Source organism: Bacillus sp. 11B20 (assembly GCF_056098985.1).
The window spans coordinates 274966-294093 of the sequence record NZ_JBLZWZ010000007.1 but is presented as its reverse complement, the minus strand read 5'-3'; the positions used below and the strand labels follow the sequence as shown (position 1 = coordinate 294093).

At 39.9% G+C, this 19128-nt stretch carries 25 protein-coding genes, 1 tRNA gene, 1 pseudogene and 1 riboswitch; of the genes and pseudogenes, 13 read left to right on the top strand and 14 right to left on the bottom strand.

Features of this window, described 5'->3' with window-relative positions:
• Positions 1-355: 355 nt before the first annotated feature.
• Together ACN6NB_RS05710 and ACN6NB_RS05705 are read left to right on the top strand one after the other, a co-directional pair.
• Positions 356-802, top strand: coding sequence for a MarR family winged helix-turn-helix transcriptional regulator (locus tag ACN6NB_RS05710; RefSeq protein ID WP_059377829.1), 447 nt, complete (start codon positions 356-358; stop codon positions 800-802).
• Between the two features lie 32 nt (positions 803-834).
• A complete protein-coding gene (locus tag ACN6NB_RS05705; protein WP_144491132.1) occupies positions 835-1776 on the top strand; it encodes an acetyl-CoA carboxylase carboxyltransferase subunit alpha in 942 nt (313 codons plus the stop codon).
• A 200-nt stretch (positions 1777-1976) separates the two neighbouring features.
• On the opposite strand, the pseudogene ACN6NB_RS05700 reads toward ACN6NB_RS05705, so the two are convergent.
• A pseudogene (locus tag ACN6NB_RS05700) lies at positions 1977-2138 on the bottom strand (porphobilinogen synthase); the annotation flags it as partial.
• Positions 2139-2320: 182 nt separating this feature from the next.
• On the bottom strand, positions 2321-2740 hold the full coding sequence (locus tag ACN6NB_RS05695) for a MarR family winged helix-turn-helix transcriptional regulator (protein WP_039177869.1): 420 nt from the start codon (positions 2738-2740) through the stop codon (positions 2321-2323).
• Positions 2741-2852: 112 nt separating this feature from the next.
• On the opposite strand from ACN6NB_RS05695, the gene ACN6NB_RS05690 reads away from it, so the two are divergent.
• Together ACN6NB_RS05690 and ACN6NB_RS05685 are read left to right on the top strand one after the other, a co-directional pair.
• Positions 2853-3839 (top strand): YhdH/YhfP family quinone oxidoreductase, encoded by a 987-nt coding sequence (locus ACN6NB_RS05690; RefSeq protein ID WP_126681994.1) that lies wholly within the window; start codon positions 2853-2855, stop codon positions 3837-3839.
• Positions 3840-4280: 441 nt separating this feature from the next.
• Positions 4281-4676: a hypothetical protein gene (locus tag ACN6NB_RS05685; RefSeq protein ID WP_039177866.1), complete on the top strand. Its 396-nt coding sequence runs from the start codon at positions 4281-4283 to the stop codon at positions 4674-4676.
• A gap of 113 nt (positions 4677-4789) precedes the next feature.
• Here the strand turns inward: ACN6NB_RS05685 and ACN6NB_RS05680 are convergent.
• From ACN6NB_RS05680 to ACN6NB_RS05670, 3 genes are all read right to left on the bottom strand, one after another.
• A tRNA-Val gene (locus tag ACN6NB_RS05680) sits at positions 4790-4862 on the bottom strand.
• 132 nt (positions 4863-4994) lie between these two features.
• The gene (gene metC, locus ACN6NB_RS05675; protein ID WP_039177864.1) at positions 4995-6173 is read right to left on the bottom strand and encodes a cystathionine beta-lyase; all 1179 of its coding nucleotides are present in this window, start codon (positions 6171-6173) and stop codon (positions 4995-4997) included.
• Positions 6170-7288 carry a methionine biosynthesis PLP-dependent protein gene (locus ACN6NB_RS05670; protein WP_039177862.1) on the bottom strand — a complete coding sequence of 373 codons (1119 nt, stop codon included), beginning with the start codon at positions 7286-7288 and terminating at the stop codon, positions 6170-6172. The genes metC and ACN6NB_RS05670 overlap by 4 nt, the downstream gene beginning before the upstream one ends.
• 78 nt (positions 7289-7366) lie before the next feature.
• Positions 7367-7488: riboswitch (SAM riboswitch) on the bottom strand.
• Between the two features lie 221 nt (positions 7489-7709).
• On the opposite strand from ACN6NB_RS05670, the gene ACN6NB_RS05665 reads away from it, so the two are divergent.
• From ACN6NB_RS05665 to ACN6NB_RS05655, 3 genes are read left to right on the top strand one after another with little or no spacing between them, the layout of a single operon-like run.
• Positions 7710-8450: an alpha/beta hydrolase gene (locus tag ACN6NB_RS05665; RefSeq protein ID WP_039177861.1), complete on the top strand. Its 741-nt coding sequence runs from the start codon at positions 7710-7712 to the stop codon at positions 8448-8450.
• Between the two features lie 52 nt (positions 8451-8502).
• Positions 8503-9018: a YjcG family protein gene (locus ACN6NB_RS05660; protein WP_039177859.1), complete on the top strand. Its 516-nt coding sequence runs from the start codon at positions 8503-8505 to the stop codon at positions 9016-9018.
• Positions 9019-9024: 6 nt separating this feature from the next.
• Positions 9025-9459, top strand: coding sequence for a GNAT family N-acetyltransferase (locus ACN6NB_RS05655; RefSeq protein ID WP_039177857.1), 435 nt, complete (start codon positions 9025-9027; stop codon positions 9457-9459).
• Between the two features lie 82 nt (positions 9460-9541).
• Here the strand turns inward: ACN6NB_RS05655 and ACN6NB_RS05650 are convergent, their stop codons facing one another.
• Positions 9542-9799 (bottom strand): hypothetical protein, encoded by a 258-nt coding sequence (locus ACN6NB_RS05650; RefSeq protein ID WP_003210759.1) that lies wholly within the window; start codon positions 9797-9799, stop codon positions 9542-9544.
• A gap of 126 nt (positions 9800-9925) precedes the next feature.
• Between ACN6NB_RS05650 and ACN6NB_RS05645 the strand changes: the two genes are divergently transcribed.
• Complete coding sequence (locus tag ACN6NB_RS05645; protein ID WP_126682001.1) at positions 9926-12238, top strand: UvrD-helicase domain-containing protein; 2313 nt, start codon at positions 9926-9928, stop codon at positions 12236-12238.
• 16 nt (positions 12239-12254) lie between these two features.
• On the opposite strand, the gene spoVIF is transcribed toward ACN6NB_RS05645, so the two are convergent.
• From spoVIF to ACN6NB_RS05620, 5 genes are all read right to left on the bottom strand, one after another.
• On the bottom strand, positions 12255-12512 hold the full coding sequence (gene spoVIF, locus ACN6NB_RS05640; RefSeq protein WP_008348417.1) for a sporulation-specific transcription regulator SpoVIF: 258 nt from the start codon (positions 12510-12512) through the stop codon (positions 12255-12257).
• A 138-nt stretch (positions 12513-12650) separates the two neighbouring features.
• The gene (locus ACN6NB_RS05635) at positions 12651-12788 is read right to left on the bottom strand and encodes a YjcZ family sporulation protein (protein ID WP_024426457.1); all 138 of its coding nucleotides are present in this window, start codon (positions 12786-12788) and stop codon (positions 12651-12653) included.
• Between the two features lie 84 nt (positions 12789-12872).
• The gene (locus ACN6NB_RS05630) at positions 12873-13094 is read right to left on the bottom strand and encodes a hypothetical protein (RefSeq protein ID WP_025093421.1); all 222 of its coding nucleotides are present in this window, start codon (positions 13092-13094) and stop codon (positions 12873-12875) included.
• 90 nt (positions 13095-13184) lie between these two features.
• A complete protein-coding gene (locus ACN6NB_RS05625; protein ID WP_254967544.1) occupies positions 13185-13313 on the bottom strand; it encodes a hypothetical protein in 129 nt (42 codons plus the stop codon).
• A gap of 71 nt (positions 13314-13384) precedes the next feature.
• Positions 13385-13735 carry a DUF1360 domain-containing protein gene (locus tag ACN6NB_RS05620; RefSeq protein ID WP_047201814.1) on the bottom strand — a complete coding sequence of 117 codons (351 nt, stop codon included), beginning with the start codon at positions 13733-13735 and terminating at the stop codon, positions 13385-13387.
• 167 nt (positions 13736-13902) lie between these two features.
• On the opposite strand from ACN6NB_RS05620, the gene ACN6NB_RS05615 reads away from it, so the two are divergent.
• The 5 genes from ACN6NB_RS05615 to ACN6NB_RS05595 all read left to right on the top strand — a co-directional run bounded on the left by ACN6NB_RS05615 (position 13903) and on the right by ACN6NB_RS05595 (position 16554).
• A complete protein-coding gene (locus ACN6NB_RS05615; protein ID WP_228285950.1) occupies positions 13903-14298 on the top strand; it encodes a spore coat protein in 396 nt (131 codons plus the stop codon).
• 44 nt (positions 14299-14342) lie between these two features.
• Positions 14343-14678, top strand: a complete 336-nt coding sequence (locus ACN6NB_RS05610) for a hypothetical protein (protein WP_024425013.1) — start codon at positions 14343-14345, stop codon at positions 14676-14678.
• 88 nt (positions 14679-14766) lie between these two features.
• Entirely contained in the window at positions 14767-15270 is a 504-nt protein-coding gene (locus tag ACN6NB_RS05605; RefSeq protein WP_039177849.1) for a spore coat protein, read from the top strand.
• A 146-nt stretch (positions 15271-15416) separates the two neighbouring features.
• Positions 15417-15908 (top strand): CotY/CotZ family spore coat protein, encoded by a 492-nt coding sequence (locus ACN6NB_RS05600; protein WP_003211658.1) that lies wholly within the window; start codon positions 15417-15419, stop codon positions 15906-15908.
• A gap of 202 nt (positions 15909-16110) precedes the next feature.
• Positions 16111-16554, top strand: a complete 444-nt coding sequence (locus ACN6NB_RS05595) for a CotY/CotZ family spore coat protein (RefSeq protein ID WP_047201813.1) — start codon at positions 16111-16113, stop codon at positions 16552-16554.
• Positions 16555-16589: 35 nt separating this feature from the next.
• Here ACN6NB_RS05595 and ACN6NB_RS05590 read toward each other — a convergent pair whose 3' ends face one another.
• The 3 genes from ACN6NB_RS05590 to thiD all read right to left on the bottom strand — a co-directional run bounded on the left by ACN6NB_RS05590 (position 16590) and on the right by thiD (position 19120).
• Complete coding sequence (locus ACN6NB_RS05590) at positions 16590-17273, bottom strand: CotO family spore coat protein (RefSeq protein ID WP_144491084.1); 684 nt, start codon at positions 17271-17273, stop codon at positions 16590-16592.
• A gap of 114 nt (positions 17274-17387) precedes the next feature.
• Positions 17388-18164, bottom strand: a complete 777-nt coding sequence (gene fabI / locus ACN6NB_RS05585; protein WP_024425017.1) for an enoyl-ACP reductase FabI — start codon at positions 18162-18164, stop codon at positions 17388-17390.
• A gap of 149 nt (positions 18165-18313) precedes the next feature.
• Positions 18314-19120, bottom strand: a complete 807-nt coding sequence (thiD, locus tag ACN6NB_RS05580) for a bifunctional hydroxymethylpyrimidine kinase/phosphomethylpyrimidine kinase (RefSeq protein WP_064498310.1) — start codon at positions 19118-19120, stop codon at positions 18314-18316.
• Positions 19121-19128: the final 8 nt, after the last annotated feature.

Below are 19128 nucleotides of genomic sequence, written 5' to 3'. Positions count from 1 at the left end.
GCATGTGTATAGTAGTAACGCAGAGCACCTTTTGGCTCTCTTACTTACTACCGTATGTAACATCAGTTATGGCAATAATCATGAAACCTCCTTCTATTCATTCAAAATGATTAGTCTTGTCACTTTTACGAGACTAGATACCCGCCATAACAATGAGTATTATGTTACCTACTATAGACTGAACTTCCATATATTTTAGTTTGTGGAATTTGTTAAATTCACAAATTAGACACATTTAACAAGAAGAAATATCTCGTCCATGTTGTCATATTGGCTTATGTTAAGCTTGTGAAAAAATCATATTGATGTATAATACAATTGATGTATGATGCATGAATTGTAGGAGGTTGACCTTTTGAAAAGAGAAGATGCCTTAAAACTAAGAACAGATATTAAGAAAATGATTATATTAACTGGGGTTTTCGAATCTCAAAATTTGCCGAATGGACCATTTGAAAAACCTCTACCAACTTCTCAAATGATGGCGTTAGAGGAACTAGAGATGGAAAAACTAACTGTTTGGCAACTATCCAATAAACTTAGATTAGAGACTTCAACTGTAAGTAGGTTGGTAGATAAGTTAGTAAAAATGGGGCTTGTTTATCGTGAAGTAAATGAAAAAAATAGAAGAGAACTTTTTCTGCACCTCACAGAAAAAGGGCACATTACTGTTAATCGCTTAAGAGAACAATCCCTTACATTTTATCAACGTATCCTTAATAATTTATCAGAATCAGAACAAAAAATAGTTGTGGATGGTTTTGAATTATTTAATGATTCTATTTCTAAGTCTTTTGATTAGAGTGAGGTAAATCATAACCTTTGGAGGATAAAATGAGTTTGGATTTTGAACGTCCTATTATTGAACTAAAAGAGAAATTTGATGAATTAAAGAAAATGATGAAAGAAAATAATGTAGATTTATCGTCAGAAATTCATTTATTAGAAAAACGTTTAAATAAAATGCAAGATGAAGTTTATTCTAATCTTACAGCTTTTCAACGAGTTCAAATTGCAAGGCTACGTAACCGGCCCACGACATTGGATTATATACCTTTATTGTTTACAAATTTTTTCGAACTTCATGGTGATCGATTATATGGTGATGATAAAGCAATGATAGGTGGTATTGCAAAATTTAAAGGAATGCCCGTTACGGTTATAGGTCATCAAAGAGGTAGAAGTACAAAGGAAAATATAGAAAGAAATTTTGGAATGGCTCATCCAGAAGGATATAGAAAAGCGCTAAGACTGATGAAACAAGCTGATAAATTTAATCGCCCTATTATTACATTTATTGATACTATAGGCGCCTATCCAGGGAAAGGGTCTGAAGAACGTGGAATTTCTGAAGCGATAGCTCGAAATCTATTGGAAATGGCTACGCTTAAAGTGCCAATTGTTTGTATTGTAATTGGAGAGGCATCAAGTGGTGGAGCTCTTGGCATTAGTGTCGGTAACCATATCCATATGTTAGAGTATTCATGGTACTCGGTAATTTCACCAGAAGGAGCAGCATCTATCCTATGGAAGGACGCTAAGTATGCTCCAGAAGCTGCTGAACATATGAAAATTTCAGCAAAAGATTTAAAGCATTTAGGAATTATTGATGAAATCATCCCTGAAATAAAAGGTGGAGCACAAAATGATATAAAATCACAGGCACAAATGATTGAATCTGTGATCGAATCATCTCTAAAAAAATTGACACCATTATCCTCAGAAGAGCTTATCCAACAGAGATATGAAAGGTATAGACAAATAGAAAATATGTAAAGTCCGTATTACATTTAGGAGGATTCTTACAAGATAGTTCTAAATATTTTGTAAGTAACCTCTTAAACTGAATATGCTGATACTATTAAAAGATGTGTGATCGGTATGAAAAAGGATTTCTTCCATCAATACTTTTTCTGAAGGTCCTCAAATAATTCCTCATAAAAAAACAGACCCTGCATGGTCTGTTTTCATTTTGCCTATATGTTTTGAGATTCTCCATCTCTCAGTCGCGGAGCCATATCTAAAGCAAAATAAGTCAAAATGCCAGCGCATCCGGCGCGTTTGAACGACATTAATAATTCTCCAATTACAACATTTACATCAAGCCAACCATTCTGAATAGCTGCCATCAACATTGAATCTTCTCCACTGAAGAAAGAATTTTGTCTATTCCTTACCTAATTTCCATAAAAAACTTAATATTATATTTATTATCACATCCAAGGATTTACAAAGCACCGAAAAGAAACTGAAAAAAGCTCCTGTAAAGGAGCCTTGTGATAGTTATCGATTTAATATGAAACTTGTTTATAAAAGTACATCATTGAAAATTATTTATAATGGTACTTAATGCTTTCTTTAGTACAACCTTATCATCATTTGACAAGTTTTGAAGCGCTGTCTTGTTCAGCTCAATTGTTGCTGCTTCAACTTGATCTCTAATGACTAAAGATTTTTGAGTAGCCTCTACTAATATATTTCTTCGATTGTTTGGATCTATTGTGCGTTCAATTAAGTCAGCTTTTTGCATTTTATCTAATATTCCAGAAACGGTTGAGGCTTCTAAATATACAAGTTCTCCAATTTGTTTAGGAGATAACTGACCCTCTCTCCATAGACAGTTCAACACACCATATTGAGCGGGTGTCAAATCACTTTCCTCTAAAAGTTTACTAAAGTACTTGAACACTTTATTTTGACTAACACTTAGTAAAAAATTTATGCACTCTGATAATTCCATTTTATCTCCCCCACATTGACTTCACCTATAATATCATGGTAGTTTTTTAATTGAAATACTTTTGTAACAGAAATATTTTGTTGTAATATATTTTTAGAGAGGAAGATACACAATGGATTCATTTAAAGCGATTCTAGTTACAGAAAAAAATGATCAAGTTAGTTATGATCTTCAAAATGTAAGTGTTAATGATTTATCCGAAGGAGAAGTATTAATTAAAGTAGCATATTCTTCAATCAATTATAAAGATATGCTGGCTGTTCAAAAAAATGGAGGTGTTATTCGTAACTATCCAATGATTCCTGGAATTGATCTAAGTGGGACTATCGTTCATACAACAGATCATCGTTTCGTAGAGGGTCAACAAGTGATTGTCACAGGTTTCGCTATGGGCATGAGCCACACTGGAGGTTTTTCTGAATATGCTAGAGTACCTGCGGATTGGATTGTTCCTTTGCCAAATAACTTGACTTTAAAAGAAGCAATGATTTTTGGAACAGCAGGCTTTACCGCAGCTCTTTCTATCATGGCTTTACAGGAAAATGGTATGAGTACGAAAAATCAACCTAATATACTCGTTACAGGGTCAACTGGTGGAGTTGGTAGCATTGCTATACAATTATTATCTAAAATTGGGTACAACAATATTTTTGCTTTAGTGCGTAAAGATAATCAAGTTGATATAGCAAAATCTTTAGGAGCAACTGATGTCATTTTTGCAAACGAATTAGGAGAGCTAAAAAAACCATTAAACAAGCAAAAATTTGACTTCGTCTTAGATACCGTAGGAGGAGATGTGGCTTCTGTGATCATTCCTCAAATTTCTTATGGTGGAAGCATGAGCATGTGCGGGAATGCAGGCGGAATTAAATTAACAACAACTGTGTTACCTTTTATTCTAAGAGGGATCAACCTTCTAGGGATTGATTCTGTAAATGTACCAATCAATAAACGCAAAGTAATTTGGAACGAGATAGCAAACGAATGGAATATCTCCCAAACGACTCTAGTCAATGAGATTACGCTCGATACGTTACCTGAAAAAATTGAAGCCATTAAAAATGGCCAACATTTAGGAAGAACCATTATTAAATATTAAGATAAACGAACTTTATTTATTTAAATTACACCAGACAAATATTGAATGTATTGATGCAGATACCCCATCCCAAACAGGTGGGGTACATCTATTCAAAAAAGAGCAGGACATGCTAGTGCTAAAACAACCTCAGGTATTTATAGTCATGTCACAAACAAATTAGAATTTAACACTGCAGAACACTAGGCAAGGGTTTCAACGATGATTCCGACTGGCTCGAACCAGCGACCTCTATCCTGAAAATGTGGATTACTCTACCTTTTTAAGGGAGGATTTAATTGTTTTTCTAAATTAATCTCTCCCATCTTAGATAATGAACTATAAATTCTTTATGATATAATTCAATATCAGTTTAAAAATGCCTTTTTTGAACTTTAACAGACGATCCAAATTACATCACAAAAAGCTTTTATAAAACGTATTTTTAGGAGGTTAACATTAGTGGACAGTTCCCTCAATGAAATAAAGCTTATCATTCCAACAGGATGTGACAATGCTCCTAGGAAGCAAATAGTCATTGATTTTACAGTAGCTATATTAACGCGGCAGACTGAAGTTATTAAGGAATATGCGGATGAATCTATTATCTGGTATCAGTTAAAGGATAATACAAAGCTTGAAGGACGAAATGCCTTAATCTCCACTTTGTACAAAGAGGACAGAGAAATCGTTAGCGAACTTGAAATTTGCCAAGTAATCACACACGGGAAATTTGCTTCAATAAATGGTGTGATGTTACTAGCGAATGGTTTAAAAATTGATTTCTGTGATGTATATATTTTTAGTAGTGCTGCAAAGTCTGGAAAGATAAAGGAAATAAAATCATATAGGATTTAAAAGTTACTGATCCATTTATTAGGTGACTCAAAAGGCGTTGCGATACAAATTTCATACGTTTTCATGAAGAAAGATAAAAACAAAAAACCCTTGCTACGCAAGGGTTTCAACGATGATTCCGACTGGGCTCGAACCAGCGACCTCTACCCTGTCAAGGTAGCGCTCTCCCAGCTGAGCTACGGAATCGGGTTATGTATCAGTTCTGGGCTTTCTGTTACTGACAGTCTCTATTATATAACCATAATAATAAAGCGTCAATGGTTTTGTTTAAAAAAGATCAAAAAGCCGGCGGCTGTGCCGGCTTTTTTCTCTCCTTCTTTATGATTGGTTCACAAGAACAGGCTTTAGTTGATCCAGTGCTTGTTTGAAGTCACGTTTGAGGTCTTCTCCGTTTTCAACTCCGACACTTAAACGAAGCAGCCCATCTGTAATCCCTCTTTTTTCTCTTTCTTCTTTTGGCATAGCTGCATGTGACATTTTGGCTGGATATGACAAAATCGATTCGACGGCGCCGAGGCTGACGGCGAATACAGGTAATGTGACGGCATCCACCAATTCTTTGACTGCCGCTTGGTTTTCTAGTTCAAATGAGAGAACAGCCCCTGCTCCGCTCGCTTGCTTTCGCTGAATATCTGCACCCGGGTGATCATCTAAGCCTGGGTAGTATACTTTTTTGACCGCAGGATGTTCTTTAAGAAATGAAGCTAGCTCGAAGGCCGTTTGACTAGCTTTTTCTAATCTGACCTGAAGGGTTTTTAACCCTCTTAAAACGAGCCAGCAATCCTGCACGCCAAGGACCGCACCGAAGGAGTTTTGCAGTGAATAGAGTTCCTCTCCCAGCTTCTCATCTTTTACCACGGCTAAGCCTGACAGCACATCACTGTGGCCGCTTAAAAATTTCGTTGCGCTGTGCAGAACAACATCCACACCAAGGTCCAGCGGACGCTGAAGCGCAGGCGTTAAAAACGTATTATCTAAGAATGTCAAACAGTCATGCTCTTTCGCAATCTGTACGACACCTTCAATATCTGTAATGCCTAGTGTTGGATTTGACGGTGTTTCCATGTAAATGACCTTTGTATTCGATTGAATGCCTCTTTTGACTTCATTCAAATCCGTCATATCCACGAAGGTATGCTCAATTCCAAATCTCGACAGAACTTGGGTGATCATTCGGAAAGTCCCGCCGTACACATCTCTTGTGACAAGGACGTGATCTCCCTTTGATAATAGAAGAAAAGCGGTTGAAATAGCAGCCATGCCTGATGCAAAGGCAAGCCCTCTCGTTCCTCCTTCCAGCGCCGCAATCGTATCCTCTAATGCTTGACGTGTAGGAGTTCCCGATCTCGAGTAGTCATATTGGCCAAATTCATCGAAGCTGCTTTGATGAAAGGTGGATGCATGCTGAATCGGTACACTGACTGCACCTGTTGAACGGTCTGTTTTAAACGCATTATGAACGAGTTGTGTTTCGAGTGTCCAATCATGTGTGGTCATTTGGCGTGTACCTCCTCTTTTACTTGTGATAGTGCCTGTTTCAGGTCTGCTTTCAGGTCATCTACATGCTCGATGCCAACAGAGAAACGGAGCAGCTTGTTACATACACCGTTTGCAATGCGAATTTCTTCTGGGATATCCATGTGCGTTTGCGTTGCAGGATACGTAATGAAGCTTTCGACTCCGCCAAGGCTTTCAGCAAAACAAATCGTTTTTAGCTGCTTTAAAAATGGATTGACCCAGTCCTCTTTAGCTACTCGAAATGACAGCATGCCTCCCTTTCCTGGATAAAGCACATCTTGAATTTCTGGCTGTTTCTTTAAAAACTCAGCCAGCTCCTTCGCATTTGCCTCGTGCTGGCGCATTCTAAGAGCCAGTGTTTTCATTCCTCTCATTAAAAGCCATGAGTCAAATGGTGATAGAACCGCTCCAATCGCGTTTTGATGCTGGAACATGTCTTCAGACAGCTGCTCTCCTTTTGTCACGACAAGCCCTGCAAGAACATCATTATGTCCGCCTAAATATTTGGTTGCGCTATGAATGACAATGTCCGCTCCAAGCGTAATCGGCTTTTGCAAGACTGGTGTGTAAAAAGTATTATCGACAATCACCAAAGCGCCATGTTCTTTTGCAATCTTCGCTATTTTTTGAATATCTGCTTCCTGCATCAGTGGATTTGTCGGTGTTTCAATAAAGACCGCTTTTGTGTTTGGCGTGATTTTAGAGCGTAAACAGTCTTCATCTGCAAAATCATCATAAAGAAAACGTAAGCCGTACTTTTTCCATTCGTTTTCAAACAAACGGTATGTACCGCCATATAGGTCTGATGAGACGATGAGTTCATCTCCGCTTTCAAATAGAGCCATGATCGTTTGAATCGCAGCCATTCCCGAACTGAAGGCAAAACCGGCCGTCCCTTCTTCGAGTGAAGCAATTGCATCCTCTACGAGCTGTCTTGTTGGGTTTTTCGTTCGAATATAATCAAATCCTGTAGATTCCCCTATACCTCTATGTCTGTATGCTGTCGAAAGGTAAACGGGAGGACTGACAGTGCCAGTCACCTCTTCGCTACGGTTTCCAATCTGCGCTAATTTCGTTTCCACATGTTCTGTCATTTGACACCATCCTAAGTAAAAATCTGATTTCAAAACAGAAAACCCCTTCTTCATAAGAAGAAGGGGTTTAATCGCTTCCTCTTATCTTCCAAGCAAAAAAGCTGCTTGCTGGATTTAGCACCTTGGTACATCACATGTAGTGATGCATACCGGTTGCTGAGGTTTCAAAGGGCCAGTCCCTCCACCTCTCACGATAAGAATGTGTTGTCTGTCTGTTCTAATTCTTAATACTGTAACCCATTAAATCTCATTTTTCAAGGGGAAATGTCATGATTAATTAAAATTTTCTGTATTTTATAACAGAATCGATGTTATACGGTTTGATTGCATGTTAGCATATAGGAACAACGCTGTTTTTCGTGTTACAATGAATGGAAACGTTTCACTTTATGATGAATTTGGTTAGCTGGAGGAATGGATTATGGTGAAGAAAACAGGAATCATTCAAGAAGAAACCTTACAGTCAAAAGAACTTGGGGCGGACATGACCATTTTGATCTATTTGCCAGTCAATTACTCCCCCCTTTATACATATCATGTCATCATTGCCCAGGATGGTCATGATTATTTCCGCCTAGGCAAAATAGGCAGACAGGCAGAAGAATTGATGCAGAACAAAGAAATGGAACGCTCGATTATCATTGGTGTCCCTTATGAAAATGTTACGGAAAGACGGAACACGTATCATCCAGACGGCACAAAGTTTGAAGCGTATAAACGCTTTTTAGCCAATGAACTGGTTCCTTATATTGATGAACACTATCCAACCTATCAAATTGGATCAGGACGTACGTTTATTGGTGATTCACTTGGTGCGACGATTTCCCTCATGACAGCCATTGATTATCCTTCTTTATTTGGCGGGCTGATTTTGCAGTCCCCTTACGTTGACGAGTCGGTTCTAGAAGCCGTCAAACAGTCGACAGCCCTTTCTCATTATGCGATTATCCATCAAATTGGGCTGGAGGAAACCGCTGTGAAAACAACAGATGGCCAGGTGCTTGATTTTGTTCAGCCGAATGATGATTTAAAGGCCCTTCTTGAACAATCTGGAGCGGATTATTTATTTGAGACATTCGAAGGGGATCATAAATGGACGTTTTGGCAGCCGCTCATTGCGCCTTCGTTAAAAAGAATGCTCCCATATTCGTTAATCAACTGAATTTTGTTATAATAAACAATAATAAATACTTTCTTATTCAGGAGGGAACATGATGAAATACGGAGTTGTTATATTTCCATCAAAAAAATTGCAAGATATTGCGAACTCTTACCGGAAGCGTTATGATCCGAACTATGCACTCATACCGCCTCATTTAACATTAAGAACACCTTTTGAATTAACGGATCTAGAAGCGGCTGAGGTCGTCTCAACGTTAAGAGATTATGCAAAAAATGCTTCTCCTATTACGTTACGTATTAAAAAATTCAGTTCATTCGCTCCTGTAAACAACGTCATTTATATGAAAGTAGAACCGAACGAGGACATCATGGCGCTCAATGAAAGATTGTACGCAGAGCCACTGGCTGGTACACCTGAATATGCCTTTGTTCCGCATGTCACAGTGGCTCAAAAACTATCAGATGATGAGCATTCAGACGTACTTGGCACATTAAAGCTGAGAAAGATTGACCATGAAGAAACAGTGGATCGCTTCCACCTTTTATATCAATTAGAAAACGGATCTTGGACCGTCTATGAAACATTTATTTTAGGAGAAGAGGGTTAAAGACATTTGAAAACAGTCATCGCAACAGAACAAACACAACGAGAAGATGCATATTACGTTCGAAAAGAAGTATTCGTCAAAGAACAAGAAGTTCCAGTAGAGATCGAAATAGATGAACTAGAGGACAAAGCCACCCATTTTGTCATTTACAATGATGACAAAAAGCCTCAGGCGGCCGCTAGACTGCGGATCATTGAGGGATCAAAGGCAAAGCTAGAAAGAATTTGTGTGTTAAAAGAGGCGCGCTCCTTCGGCCTTGGCCTCAAGCTATTAGAGGCGCTAGAAACAGAAGCAATTGCTAATGGAGCAAAAGAAGCGGTGATGCATGCCCAAGTCCATGCGCTTCCTTTCTACGAAAAGAAAGGCTACAAAGCGGTTTCTGAACCGTTTGAAGAAGCTGGAATCACCCATGTCAAAATGACAAAAACACTGTCTGTTTGACCAAAAGAAAAGCCAGAGCATTCAAAATGCCCTGGCTTTTTCTTTTTCATTATCGTTCGCCAATGGAAGAAAGCGCAATCATTTATATATACGTATTGATATGAACGCCTTTTCCTTCCTCCATAAACATATCTCGTACAAAGCGTTCCCGCTTTTTTTGCTGTACTTTCGTTTCCGCTTCTGTCACTAAGTCCTCTTTTTTCTCCAGCTCTCTGTAAATCTTGTCATGAAAGGTGCGAGTAACCTTTGTTACTTTCGCGTAGTCTTCTTTATCCTGAGGAGCTGGACGATTGATATATTGAAAATACAGATCCGGCTGAATCGGGGCTATATATCCCATCAAGAACGCCTCCTTTGCTTCTCTCTTACTCTACTATTCCCTAATTATGACTGTTTGAAACACGCCTCATTTGATATGATTAGATGTGTTTCATTTTAAGATTGATTGACTATTGGAGGACTAGCTTTGAAATGCGCACGACGACATGATCGAACGATCTCATTACATACGTATTCGAGAGAACATTATCAATTCCTCCATGACGAGGGAAAAAAAGGACAATTATTCTGCCCATATTGCGGACAACCGGTCTTTTTTAGATTAAATATACATGATGAACCTGCCTTTATTCATAAGCACATGTCTCAGCAAGAGATTTGTGAACAAGCTGAAGAACAAGCAGATCATAATCAAACGGCTGAACAGGAGGAAAAGGCTTCCTATAAAGAACTTGGCGGCTTCCGTTTTCCAACCGGCAAACAGATCATCTCGCAAACTAGCGAATCATATGACTGGCAGGAACCAAAGTCGATTCAATTTAGCGACGCCTTACATTTAGAAGAAAATGAACAAGTTCATACGATCGACCTCTTCCCGCATATCACCTTTAGCACACCGCAGCTTCAAGCTGTCACACATTTAGATGGTCCGATGCTTGTGCTGGCTGGTGCCGGCAGCGGGAAAACAAGAGTCCTGACGGCTAGAGCGGCTTATCTCATGTCCCATCATCATATTCCTGCTCACCATATTTTACTCGTAACTTTTACTACAAAAGCGAGCAGTGAGATGAAAGAAAGACTGCGCAAGCAATACCAGCTTCATCCTTCACAAGCCAGCCAAGTGGTGACAGGCACCTTCCACAGTCTTTTTTATAAAATGCTGCTTCACGATGACGCAAATAAATGGAACGGCCAGCATCTGATCAAGTTTGACTGGCAAAAGGAGCAATACATTCGAAAAGCCATAATGAATGAAGGACTTGATGAGAAAGACTACCCTACTGATCAAGTGCTGCAATCCATCGGCTATTGGAAAAATGCCTTTTTACCAGGTGAACTTCCTGATTTGAAGGATGAAAAGGAAAAACACATGTGGACGATCTATCAATCATATGAACAGCAAAAACGAGATCATCAGCAATTTGACTTTGATGATATGGCGATTGCCTGCTTACATATGCTGACAGAACAGCCTAAACTGTTAAAACGGTATCAAGAACGATTCCAGTATATTTTAGTGGATGAATTTCAGGATATTAATCCAGTGCAATATCGCTTGATTCAACTTTTAGCCGGAGAATCAGAGCAGTTATTTTGTGTAGGGGACGATGATCAAGCCATTTACGCATTTAGGGGTAGCAATCCTGCTTTCATCCTTGAATTCAAACAGGATTATCCTTCGGCTCAGATCGTCCATTTACATGCGAATTACCGCTCTCATCATACAATTGTCGCAAGTGCAGATGCGATTATTAAGAAAAATCAGCATCGTTATGAGAAGACGTTAAAAGCCGTTCGGGCGGAGAAAATTTCGCCGACGCTCTTTTATCCATATGATGAAGAAGAGGAAGCGACGATGATTGTCGCAGATATTCAGGAGAAAATTAAAAACGGCGCAAAGCCGAATGACTTCTGCGTGCTGTTTCGTACGAATACAGGCGGCCGTGCGATTTATGAACGACTGCATCAGTCGGCCATTCCGTATGAAACGGATGCTGGCGTTAAAGCCTTCTACAGCAGACGAATTGTTCGGGTACTCCTCGCCTTTCTTTCCTTAAGTCAGGATGCAGATGATGTGGCCGCCATGAAACAGCTGCTGCCGGTTTTCTTTTTAAAGCAGCAAACGCTGAATACACTAAAGGCACTGACTATCACAGAGGATTGTTCAATGGTAGATGCGCTCGGAAAGCTGACAGATATACAGCCGTTTCAACGGAAAAAGCTGCAATCAATCGTTCCTTTATTCCGAACGTTACGAACATTAAAGCCATCGGACGCGGTGACATTTATTGAACAAAAGATGGGACTCGGTGATTACTTAAAAAAACGGGTGAACGATACGAATGTACTTGAAAAAGGGACAGATGATGTACGTGATGTGAAAACAGCTGCCAGACGCTTTGAAACGATTGAAGCCTTTCTCGCACATGCCGAACATATGAAATCTGCCGAAAAGGAAAAAACAGATGAACCCGGTGTTCAGCTCATGACGATCCACCGTGCAAAGGGACTTGAATTCCAGACAGTATACATCACTTGTGTGGTCGATGGGGCATTGCCTCATGATTTCTCACTGGATGAACTCAGAAACGGTGATGAAGAAGCGCTGGAAGAAGAGCGCCGTTTATTATACGTGGCCATGACAAGAGCTGAACAATCTCTTTATCTGTCTGTTCCTTCATTTAGACGAGGCAAAACGGCTCATCGTTCTCGCTTTTTGTATCCTCTTCTAAAGAAAAACCGTGAATTATTTACAAAAAAACAACAGGCCCCCCTTTAAACGGAGAGCCTGTTGTTTATTTTTTGTTATTCATCATTTTAGCGATTGTATTGAAATCAAGCTTTTCTTTTCCACTAGTAATCGATTGAACGATTTTGTCTTCCATTTCTTTAGGTACACGTTTGTTCGCAAGCTGCGCTACTTTTTTAATGACACCTCGAACGGTATTCTCATCTTTAAAGTTGGCATTTTGCAAAGAACCTGCAAGTTTAAACACATCATTCATATTCACACCGGTTTTGTTTTCTACGCTTTTAAAGAATTTATTATCCATTCATTTGCCTCCTCTTTGTGGAGTAATCACCTTACTATATGAAAATAGGCGGGATATGTGCCTATCCTAAAACCTTGTTTGACCAAAGAGAAAGGAAAGCAAAAGGCTTCCCCCTTGCTTCCCTCACCTTCTTACTTTTTAGTAGTTAAAGAAAGAAGCACCAACGATGATTAGAAGGATGAAAAGCACGACAACAAGAACAAATGTTGATCCATATCCGCCGCCGTAGCCTCCACCGTAGCCTCCGCAAGAACCGCCACCGTAACCGTAACTCATATTTAAGCACCTCCTCTTCTCCCTTACAAAGTATGAAAAATGCAAGAAATGGTTTGGACGATCACATAAAAAAGTGCGGAATTTTTATTTCTGCTGTTTAAAGACGTAATCTGCCTCTGTATGACGCATCATGAATGCTTCTGTTTCTTTTGCAAAAGCCTCCATCTTCACGCCAAATGCTTTTAAGTGCTCCTCAAGATCATGCGCTTTATCCGATAGATCCATTTCAGCCTTTTCGTGCGCTTGTTCTTTCCCATCATGGGGTTTAGTGAACAAGGAACCGATTAATTGTTCGAATGCATCCATTCTGGTCACCCCTTCTCTCTTACATATGCACCACTCAAAAAAAGGGCAACAAAAAAACCGGATAAATCCGGCTTTTGTTTTTCTCTTCTATTATTGAGGTTTCTTTTTGTTTCCACAGCCGCAGCCAGTTTTCTTGATTTTTTTCGTATATACAGATTGTTGATTTGACTGCGCTGGATAACCTTGAAGCATATGTGACGGCGTTTCAGTTGGTTTCATCGCAACCCTTCCTTTCCTGTTCCATGATAGTATATGCATTTATTGAAAGCGTGTCTGATCAGAATGCCTGTTTATTTCACAAGCTTCGAGACGACCGTTTCAATGATGCCTGCTGCTGCGGCAATCGCTAATAGTAAATTAAGCCACATGCTGATGACAGGAAAAAGTATGTATATCAGAAGTAAGGCAGCAGTGCACCACATGCCAGTACACCAATAACAGCTTAACAGTTCTCCAACCCAGGACCGCAGTCCTTCACCTTTAATGATGATATATGTTTCGACCTCACCTTGTTCATTTACCTCTTCCTGTTCTTCATGAAATAGACGTCGGAAAGGGGCAGTAATGGTATCAAACACAATCAGTCTCGTCAGTCTAAAGGATGCGAGGGCAAACACGACAAATGACAAAGCACCGCTCAGAAGCCTCCACCTCCTTCTTTCTTCTTTTTCCGTCCTTTCTTTATATATGCAAGAAAAAAGACCGTCATGATGAATCGAGTGGAAATAAAATTGGGTTGTACTTTTTCACACTTTCCGATTCCACCTTGAGTCCTTGCTGCATTAAATAATGTATAGATAAGAAAGGAGTGAAAGTATTGTCTATTGAAGAAAGTGCTGAAATATTATATACACAACTGTTAAACGAATTAATCAGCAATTATGATGATTTCATTGAGATCAAAGATTCCGAAAATGTCACAATTCATAAAACAGATGTAACAGCTGCACTCTCCCTTCAAGCGACCGTAACGACAATCATTACTCTTTTAATCCAAATTCTTGTACCAGACGATGAAGTGGCTGCTGACATCACAGATCAGCTTTTAGCTGTGCAACAAGTGGAAATCCAAAAGAAAACTGTGATTCAAATCATCAACTGCTATAACATTACAATTACATTATCAGATGCATCCATTATGAACTCCGTCCAAATTCTCACTCAAACATTGAATGTGCTCTTAGTTGAAGCCGGCATTCTTTGACCCTTTCTTTTTCTAACATGACGTATGAAAGAGGTGAAATCATCGTGGCTGAAGAGAACGAAAAAAAGGAATTTCAAATCAATACGGATATTGATCCATTAACAAGTCTTCTTGTCAGTGATGTGTTAAACAAAAACAATATCACTGATGATCAGAAAGCAAAAATTTCAGATGATCAAAGAAGAATGATTTTGAAATTAGTCGAGGACTTACAAAAGAAAGCAAATGATTTCGTAGAACAGCAGCAGGAGAAAAAAAGGCAGGCTGAGGCAGCAAAACAGCCAGAAGAAGTAGTGCCTGAACCAAAAGTACGTCCAAATCGAAATTCACTTCGAAATCGTATTCAGCAGCGTCGTAATGCTCAGCGTAATAACGATTAAATAAAAATGGGTTGCCTGCTAGGGTAAATGCCCGAGACAAAACAACGCATTCCAGCATTTAATAAAGTAAACGGAAGGAGGAATAGAAATGGATTCTAAACCATATTCTTGGGTCGCTCTAGATCGTAACTGTTCACACCACGGACACCACAGATACCACGAACACCACGACGATTGCAACTATGAAAGAAAAGCACTTTGTGACGATTATTATGATGACGAAGATGTCTTACAAGATTTGGATCAAGTAAGCTTCACAAAGCAGACATCTGAAGAGGTCATTATCGTTAGGGACTCTTGTGACATTAACGTATCTTCTGTCGATGCACAGGTTGCAGCATCTATCCAAGTAGCGATTCAAACAGCGATCATCACGATTACAAACATCTCAATCGCAGACGGTGATTTGGCAGACCGCGTCACGCAAGATCTCTTACAAGCTGCTACTCACAAACAAACAAACCGCCAAAAACTTGTCATCGAAAATTCAAGAAACGTTACAGTATCTACAATCGATGCGGACATCTCTATCGCAATCCAAACACTTACACAAACTCTTGTTGCGACAATCGTTGCAATCGGCATCCTCTAATGTCCAAAAGCAGAGCGAAAAGCTCTGCTTTTCCTTTTATAAAAATACAGCAAATATAAATGGTCATTTACCCACACCAACTAGAGGGCGCATACATATGTTGTTAAGGACTAAAGTCAAATACCTTGTTAAAGGAGCTGAAATCCATGAGCTGCGGAAAACACCATGGCCGACATGATGAAAACTGTGTATGCGATGCGGTTGATAAGATTTTAGCAGAGCAGGAAGCTGTAGAAGATAAATGTCCTACGAGCTGCTACAGTAATTTATTAAGCCCAACAGTTTCTGGAAAAGATACGATTCCGTTTTTACTTTTTGATAAAAAGGGCGGGTTGTTCTCTACTTTCGGAAACATTGGAGGATTCGTTGACGATTGCCAATGCTTCGAATCTATTTTCTTCCGGGTTGAAAAATTACACGACTGCTGTGCTACGTTATCTGTATTAAGACCTGTTGATGTACACGGACATACGCTAAGCGTGTGTCACCCTTGTGACCCTGACTTCTTTGGTTTAGAAAAAACGGACTTTTGTATTGAGGTTGATTTAAACTGCTTCTGCGCAATCCAATGCTTAAACCCAGAGCTTGTCGACAGAGTCATGCCATCGAAAGATAAAAAGCATCATCACCACGGCTAAATCAACAGCCGTTCATCTAACTTGTCATGAGTCAAAGCATCCCCTTCCTTATGAATGACAACCAATTATGCGGAGCAGTCGGCATAAGTAGCGACCGCTTCCGCATTGGTTAAAAGTAGATGCACGAACCGGCAAAGATAGCTTGTAGATGATAACAGTGCTCAAACACTCAAACAAATTTCCTAGTATAGGAGGGTTGAATATGAGCCGCAAACATTCATGGAACTGTGTAACAGAGGCTGTTGAAAACATTAGCGACTTACAAAATGCTGTCAAAGAAGATTGCCCGACCAGCTGTTACAGCAATCTCCTTTCTCCATCACATTCATTAGGTGACACTGTCCCGTTTGTTCTCTTTACATCCAAATCAAAACCATTCGTCGCATTCGGAAATGTCGGAGAAGTAGATCCAGGCCCTTGCTTCAGCACTGCATTTTTCAGAGTCGAACATATCTGTGATCACTGTGCAACACTCAGCTTGCTTATCGCATTTGACAAAGACCGTCATATTTTAGATTTTACAGATAAAGATTCCTTATGTGATGTGTTTCGATTAGAAAAATCGAAGTATTGCGTTGAAGTAGACCTTGACTGCTTCTGCGCTATCGAGTGCCTAAACCCAAGACTCATCAACCGTAACTGCTAACAAAAAAAGTCCCTATATGGGACTTTTTTTCTTTGTTAAAAACCAAGCGGGTGGATGGAAGAAATCTCAGCAATCACTAATTCGACTGGATTTCCCCCGCCTGCTGTACGAATGATCACAGTATCATCTTTTCGATCCATGATAATTCCTCTATATGTTTTACCATCAGCTTCAATCAGACAAAGAGCTCTTGGCATATTATGAGGCAGTCTTGTGAGAAAATCGACTTTTTCATCAATACTCATCTGACTTAAAGGCTTTTTCACTCGTTTTCTTCTTGGTTCTTCTTTTGTTTCATGAAAGACACCTTCTGGCTGGTTCCCCTCTTCTTGCTGAGGCTCTTGCTTTTGTATGAGCTCTGGTTCTTGTATGTTCTCTTGTTCCTGTGCAAGCTCGGTTTCTTGTGTGTTCTCTTGTTCCTGTGCAAGCTCAGCCTCTTGTGCGATATCTCGTTCTTCTGTAAACTCGGCTTCTTGTTTTATTTCTCGATCTTGCTGGAGTGCAGGCGGCTCAGCTTCTTTTTTCTGCTCTATTTCTTGAGCCGTAGGAACCTGCTGCGTGCTTTCTTCGATCTCGCCTGCATTGTGATCACTTTCTGGCTGTTTTTCTGATTTCTTTCGCTTTCTCACAATATTTTGCATGGCCGGCTTTGATTCTTGATAGCTCGGCTGAACAATATACATCAGCGGCTTTTGATTCTCATCACCTATATTTGACATACTAATCCCTCCCGAATGATTCATTCCTTATATATATGAACGGAAGCCTCAAATCAGAAGAAAAATAAAAAAACAGCATACCCTTCATCGGTATGCTGCAAGTCATGTATTCGTTTAGCGGGCAATGATATGGAAGCCAGAATCAACATGCAGATTCTCACCTGTCATGCCGCGAGATAGATCACTGAATAAGAATAGAGCTGTATCGCCAACTTCTTCAGGAGTTGTTGTACGGCGAAGTGGTGCACGCTCTTCAATATCCTTTAGAATGGTATTAAAGCCGCTGATGCCTTTTGCAGATAACGTACGAATTGGACCAGCAGAAATACTGTTCACGCGGATGCCTTCTGCGCCTAAATCAGCTGCTAAATATTTCACACTTGCTTCAAGTGATGCTTTCGCTACACCCATTACGTTGTAGTTTGATACAACACGCTCTCCGCCTAGGTATGTAAGCGTCACAATGCTTCCACCCTCTGTCATTAATGGACGTGCTGCTTTTGCTACAGCAGTTAATGAGTATGCACTAATGTTGTGCGCCAAAAGGAAACCTTCACGGTTCGTGTTCAAGTATTCGCCAACAAGCTCTTCCTTGTTTGCAAATGCAATGGCATGCGCAACGCCATGAATGACTTGTACTTTTTCTTTAATTGCAGCAAAACATTTTTCGATTTCTTCATCACTTGTCACATCACATGGTAGAATGATTGAATCATCACGCTCAAGTGTGCTTGCAAGCTCTTTTACCGATTCAGCAAGACGATCTCCAACATAAGTAAAAATCAAACGAGCTCCAGCTTCATGAAGTGAACGGGCAATTCCCCAAGCGATGCTTCGTTTATTGGCAACACCCATCACCACGATATTACGGCCTTCTAAAGAAAAGTTCATATGTAATAAAGCCTCCTATTTTTTCAAGACATAGTATTAGTACCTGATCATAATATTATCACAGATCATAAGAGAATGACAATTTCCTCTGAAAGAAAGTTTCATTTTCGCAAAAAAACCGCCCTCACAAGGAAGGCGGTTCGATTCCCTTAACGTTTGATTCTGTTTTGCTGATAAGCAAAATGGTTCGTAGGCCCGTGTCCAGATCCAATTCGTAAAGGGAATTTGATCGCTTCATGGACAAAGCTTTCTGCTGTTTCAAAGGCTTCCTTTATCGAATAACCTTTCGCAATTTCAGCTGTTAATGCTGCTGCAAACGTGCAGCCTGTGCCATGTGTATGTGGTGTATCGATATGTTCATTTGTGATTTCAATAAAGCCTTTTCCATCATACAGCAGGTCGGTAATCATCCCATCAGATGGACCATGGCCGCCTTTGATCACGACATGTTTCGTACCGAGCTCATAAAGGCGCTCTGCTGCCAGATAGCGATCCTCTTTCCTCTGAATACGTATACCTGACAGTACTTCTGCCTCAGGAAGATTCGGCGTAACAGCATAGCTCACAGGCAGCAAGTGTGTTTTCATCGCAGCGACCGCATCTTCATTTAATAAAGAGGCTCCTCCTTTTGCGATCATGACTGGATCTACAATCAGCTTCATATCATATTGAACCGTTTTTTCAGCTACGATCTTGATCATGTCTGCACTCCACAGCATCCCTGTTTTGACGGCATCTGGCAGTAAATCTTCTGCCACTGCATCTATTTGACGCTCTAACGCCTCAATTGAAAGCGGGTAAATCCCGTGAACACCTAGTGTGTTTTGCGCAGTAATCGCTGTGATTGCAGACATTCCATACACACCGAGCTCCTGAAAAGTTTTCAAATCGGCCTGAATGCCTGCTCCGCCGCCAGAATCAGAACCCGCGATTGTGAATGCTTTTTTGATCGTCATTTCTTCAC